This window comes from Streptomyces sp. NRRL B-24572 (genome assembly GCF_002156145.1).
GTDB lineage: Bacteria > Actinomycetota > Actinomycetes > Streptomycetales > Streptomycetaceae > Streptomyces > Streptomyces vietnamensis.
On sequence record NZ_MWIG01000699.1, the window covers coordinates 1 to 5,274 of the forward strand.

Here is a 5,274-nt window from a genome sequence, read left to right on the forward strand (position 1 = left end):
GGCCGGGACGGGGGACGCGGGGTGGCTGCGGGCCTTCCACGCGGTCGTGCCGGAGCTGCTCGCGGACTTCCGGCCGCAGGTCCTCGTGACGCAGCACGGGGCGGACACGCACTTCGAGGATCCGCTGGCGCATCTGGCGGTGTCGCTGGACGCGCAGCGGGCGGTGCAGGAGGCCTGTCACGAGCTGGCCCACGAGTATGCGGACGGGCGCTGGCTGGCGCTCGGCGGCGGCGGGTACGCGGTGGTGGACGTCGTACCGCGGTCGTGGACGCATCTGGTGGGGATCGCGGCGCACGCTCCGGTGGATCCGGAGTCGGTGATCCCGGCGTCCTGGCGGGACGAGGTGTACGCGCGGACCCGGCAGCTCGGGCCGGCGCGGATGACGGACGGGCGGTGGCCGGTGGGCTTCCGGGACTGGGCCGAGGGGTACGACCCGGCGGACCGGCTCGACCAGGCGGTGCTCGCGACGCGGAAGGCGGCTTTCCCGCTGCGGGGGCTGCTGGCCTAGCCGCCGGGCCAAGGGAACGTTCTGCTGGGTGTTACGCCGACGGTGGGGTGTCCGGGAGGTTTGGATCCCCGTGCGGTGGTGTTCCGGCAGCATCGGACGGGTGTGGAGTACCGGGGCGCTGCGGGCGCATCTGTTGGCGGCGGGCCTGGCGGGCACGGTGGCGACCTCGCGGGAGGAGAACCTGCGGAGCTATCGGCTGTTCGCCGCGCGTGATCCGCGGGTGCTGCTCGGGCTCGACCCCGCGTGGGGGTGGGACGAGGCCGGTCTGCTGCGGCTGATGGCCGACAAGTGCGGGGTGTCGGGGGATCCGGCGCACCGGTCGGGTCCTGACGTCATCGATCCGGAGCGTACGGTGCGGGGGCTCGACGCCTTCGCGGCGCGCCTGGGTGCGGCGGCCGCGCGGCGGGTTCCGGTGCTCCTCGGGACGGGTCATCCGCACCGTCTGCTCGGTTTCTACGTCGCTCTCGCAGACGCCTTGTCGGCGGCGGGATGTCTTGTCCTCACACCGGCGCAGGGGCGATGTGTCGACATAACGACCCGGTTCGGCGTACGTACGTACCTCCTCGACTACGTACGCGGTGTCGCGCTGGTACGGGAACCCGGGCCGTCGGGGAACGGGCGCGTGCCGGGGGCGCACTCCCACTCGCCGCTGCCGGTTAGGGCCGCTCTGGAGAGCGCGGCCGACGGCGGCGGGCCGCTGCCGGAGCTCGTGGTGGGGGACCACGGATGGGTCTGCGGGGCAGGTCAGCTGGGTATCGAGGCCATCGGTCTGGCCGATACGGATGATCCGGCGCTGTTCGTCGGTGAGGCGGAGGGACAGGTGTCGGTGGCCGTTCCGCTTGATGACGGCGTGCGCTCCGCCTCGTACCTCCCGCTCACGCGCTATGTACTCAATCGAGCGTGTCTGTCACGGTAAACGGCCGATGGCAGCTCCTCTTCCCCACTCGTACCACCCGCCCCTAGTCTGGAGAGTGAGCGCTCGGCGACGAAGAGTCACCGGAGGGGAAGCCGGTGGGCGTCGCGGCGGAAGGTACAGGTGGGTCATGGCTGCTGGCGATCGACCTCTCAACGAGGTCAAGTTTCTGACCGTGGCGGAAGTCGCCTCGGTGATGCGCGTCTCGAAGATGACCGTGTACCGCTTGGTGCACAGCGGTCATCTGCCGGCGATCCGGGTGGGCAGGTCCTTCCGGGTGCCGGAACAGGCGGTTCACGAGTACCTGAGGGAGTCCTTCGTGGGGGTGGGGACCGCGTAGCGAGCGCGCGGCCGAACAGCCGGTGAGCGGAGTCCGGCCCTCGGATTACTTGCGCGGTGCTCGGGACGGTAGGCTAGGCCGACGTAGGTCGTGTGGGCCCAGACGCCCCGCACCGATCCCCGCCGGGAGGCGGGGATGTTCCGAGAAGTGAGCGAGGGTAGTCGTGGGCTCTGTTATCAAGAAGCGGCGCAAGCGGATGGCGAAGAAGAAGCACCGCAAGCTGCTCAAGCGCACGCGCGTTCAGCGTCGCAACAAGAAGTAAGGCGACAGCTGCTTCGCAGCGTTTTGCGTCGGGCGTGGCCCTTCACCGTTCGCGGTGGAGGGCCACGCCTTTGCCTTTGTGCCGCGGCTTTTATCCCGTGGAAATCTCGAGGCGCTACGGTGTCGACCAACGGGAGTGACGGACGGAAGGCGCTGCTTTGGGCAAGGTCGTGCTCGTCACCGGTGCCGCCCGGCATCTGGGCGGCCGTTTCGTGCGGCGGATCCAGCGGGACCCGGAAGTGGAGCGGGTGATCGCCGTGGACGCGGTCGACCCCGCGCACCAGCTCGGCGCCGCCGAGTTCGTACGGGCGGACATCCGCCGGCCCGAGATCGCCAAGGTCCTCGCCGAGCACGACGTCGACACGGTGGTCCATCTGGACGTCACCGGTACGGCGCTCGGCGGCGGCGGCCGGACGTCGGTCAAGGAGACCAACGTCATCGGCACCATGCAGCTCCTCGGCGCCTGCCAGAAGTCGCCGCGGATCCGGCGGCTCGTGATCAAGTCCAGTACGAGCGTGTACGGCTCCGCGCCCCGGGACCCGGCCGTCTTCACCGAGACGACGTCCGCGAAGTCCCTGCCGAGCGGCGGCTTCGCGAAGGACGCCGTCGAGGTCGAGGGGTACGTCCGGGGCTTCGCCCGGCGCCGGCCGGACGTGGCGGTGTGCGTGCTGCGGTTCGCGAACATCCTCGGGCCCCGGATCGACTCCCCGCTCGCCGAGTACCTGGCGCTGCCGGTGCTGCCGACCGTCCTCGGCTACGACCCGCGGCTGCAGTTCGTCCACGAGGACGACGTGATCGACGTCCTGCGCCTGGGGGCCCACGAGCCCCGCAGGGCGACCCAGAACAGCGGCACGTTCAACGTGGCCGGGGACGGGGTGCTGCTGCTGTCCCAGTGCGCGCGGCGCCTCGGACGGCCGACGGTGCCGGTGCTGCTGCCCGCGGTCACCTGGGTGGGCACCGCGCTGCGCACGGTCGGGATCACCGACTTCGCGCCCGAGCAGATCCGGCTCCTCACGCACGGCCGGGTCGTCTCGACGGTCCAGACCCGGGAGGTCCTCGGCTTCTCGCCGCGCTACTCGACGGCGGAGGCGCTCGCGGACTTCGCGCGGGGCCGGGGGCCCGGGCTGCTGCCGCCCGAGCTGCTCGCCGGGGCGGTGGACCGGCTCGCCGGACGCCTCGCCCCCACTGACGCTTCCACCCTTCATCACGGCGCCTGAGGAGATCCGACTGCGATGGCGGACGCCAAGGTCATTCCGTTCGACGACGACCGCCCACGGGCCCGCCGGCGGCCCGCAAGGGCCGAGGGCGAGGCGGCGGCCGTACGGGCCCTGCCGGGGCCCAAGGAGGCGCTGGAGGAGCCCGCAGAGGCCCCGGCGCCAGGGCCAGGGCCCGAGACGGCCGTGGGCGGCGGGAGCGGCTGGGAGCGGCGGCTCGCGGGCGGGCTCGCGTTCCTGCGGCGGCGGATCACCGGCGAGTACGAGGTCGACGAGTTCGGCTACGACGAGGAGCTCACCGACCAGGTCCTGATGTCGCTCCTTCGCCCGCTGTACGAGAAGTACTTCCGGGTGGAGGTGAAGGGCGTCGAGAACATCCCGGCCGAGGGCGGGGCGCTGATCGTCGCCAACCACTCCGGGACCCTGCCGCTGGACGGGCTGATGATGCAGGTCGCCGTCCACGACCACCATCCGGCCGGGCGGCACCTGCGGCTGCTCGCGGCGGACCTGGTCTTCGTCCTGCCCGTCGTCAACGAGCTGGCCCGCAAGGCGGGGCACACGCTGGCCTGTGCGGAGGACGCGGAGCGGCTGCTGCGCTCCGGCGAGATCGTCGGGGTGATGCCGGAGGGCTTCAAGGGCATCGGGAAGCCCTTCGGGGAGCGGTACAAGCTCCAGCGGTTCGGGCGGGGCGGCTTCGTCTCGACGGCGCTGCGGGCCGGGGTGCCGATCGTGCCCTGCTCGATCGTGGGGGCCGAGGAGATATACCCGATGCTCGGGAACGCCAAGACCCTGGCGCGGGTGCTCGGTTTCCCGTACTTCCCGCTCACCCCGACCTTCCCCTGGCTGGGGCCGCTCGGGGCGCTGCCGCTGCCGACGAAGTGGACGATCCAGTTCGGCGAGCCGATCCCGACGGACTCGTACGCGCCGGAGGCGGCGGAGGACCCGATGCTGATGTTCAACCTGACGGACCAGGTACGGGAGCAGATCCAGCACACGCTGTACAAGCTGCTGGTGCAGCGGCGGTCGGTGTTCTTCTGAGCCGGTGTTCTTCTGAGCCGGCGTTCCTCTGAGCCGGTGCTCTTCTGACCGTCGCGCGGAAGGTCGCATGGAAGAAGGGGCGCCCCCCGTCCGTGGGGGCGCCCCTTCTTCTTGCTAGCGAGCGTCCTCGCTGTCGATGCCGAGGCCCGGAAGCAGGCCCGGCAGGAGTGGCGGAAGGGTCACGTCCGGCACGTCCGGGGTCGACTGGCCCTCGGTGGGGGCCGTCGGTGTGCCCGTCGGGGAGGGATTGAGCAGTCCGCCTGTGCTGCCGCCGAGGAGACCGTCCTCCTCCGGGGAGGCGGTGCCGCTGCCCGTGCTCGGGCTCGTTCCCGTGCTGGGCCCGGACGGGCGGGGCGCGGCGGAGTGGCTGCCCGAGGGCGACGCCTCGTGGCCGGCCGGCGGATGCTGCGTGTCCGTGCCCTGGGTGCCGCTCGGGGTGCCGGGCCTGGTGCGCGGTCCCTCGGACCCGACGGCGCCCTTCTCGGGGGTGCGGGGGAGCACCGACTGGAGCGGCTCGACGTCTTCGTCTATGGCGTCGAAGACGTCCGTCACCTCGCTGCCGACGTCCGACAGCTGGACGGGGAGCCGGTCGCGGAGGCCGTTCCAGGTGTCCCGGTGGGCCTGGGCGAAGGAGTTGAGCCGGGCCATGGGGCCGATCTCGCCGTCCCGGTCGTACGCCTCGCGGAGCAGCCGGTGGCCCTCGGCGGCGTCGTGCTTCATTCCGCCCAGGACGCGGCGGATCTCGGCGAGGGACTCGTGGTCGAGCTCCCCGGCGCGGCCGCGCTCCATGAGCCGGCGGGCCTCGCTGAGGCGGGTGGAGGCCTGGTCGAGGTAGATGCCGCCGCGGTCCGCGTCGTCGTCCGCCATGCCCAGCTTGATGTCCTCCATGCCCCGCTTGAGTCCGTAGAGCGAGTCACCGGGGAGGGCGTCGGAACTGGCAGCGGCCACTCCGCCGAAGGCGCCCGCCGCCACACCGACCGTGAGGCCGCCGGCGGCGAGG

The 5,274-nt window shown here is 72.1% G+C and carries 6 protein-coding genes and 1 pseudogene; 6 read left to right on the top strand and 1 reads right to left on the bottom strand.

Annotated elements, in window-relative coordinates:
- The 6 genes and pseudogenes from CCN56_RS33930 to CCN56_RS33955 all read left to right on the top strand — a co-directional run.
- A pseudogene (locus CCN56_RS33930) lies at positions 1 to 508 on the top strand (acetoin utilization protein AcuC); the annotation flags it as partial.
- A gap of 100 nt (positions 509 to 608) precedes the next feature.
- A complete protein-coding gene (locus CCN56_RS33935) occupies positions 609 to 1,424 on the top strand; it encodes a phosphatase (RefSeq protein ID WP_086831673.1) in 816 nt (271 codons plus the stop codon).
- A 127-nt stretch (positions 1,425 to 1,551) separates the two neighbouring features.
- Positions 1,552 to 1,761 (top strand): helix-turn-helix domain-containing protein, encoded by a 210-nt coding sequence (locus tag CCN56_RS33940; RefSeq protein WP_030223786.1) that lies wholly within the window; start codon positions 1,552 to 1,554, stop codon positions 1,759 to 1,761.
- 163 nt (positions 1,762 to 1,924) lie between these two features.
- Positions 1,925 to 2,023 (top strand): 30S ribosomal protein bS22, encoded by a 99-nt coding sequence (locus CCN56_RS33945; RefSeq protein ID WP_003948845.1) that lies wholly within the window; start codon positions 1,925 to 1,927, stop codon positions 2,021 to 2,023.
- A 157-nt stretch (positions 2,024 to 2,180) separates the two neighbouring features.
- The gene (locus CCN56_RS33950) at positions 2,181 to 3,239 is read left to right on the top strand and encodes an NAD-dependent epimerase/dehydratase family protein (protein WP_086831674.1); all 1,059 of its coding nucleotides are present in this window, start codon (positions 2,181 to 2,183) and stop codon (positions 3,237 to 3,239) included.
- A 15-nt stretch (positions 3,240 to 3,254) separates the two neighbouring features.
- Positions 3,255 to 4,274, top strand: a complete 1,020-nt coding sequence (locus CCN56_RS33955; RefSeq protein WP_086831675.1) for a lysophospholipid acyltransferase family protein — start codon at positions 3,255 to 3,257, stop codon at positions 4,272 to 4,274.
- Between the two features lie 114 nt (positions 4,275 to 4,388).
- Here the strand turns inward: CCN56_RS33955 and CCN56_RS33960 are convergent.
- Positions 4,389 to 5,274 (bottom strand): DUF5667 domain-containing protein (locus tag CCN56_RS33960; RefSeq protein ID WP_086831676.1); only part of this gene is annotated, 886 nt, incomplete at its 5' end.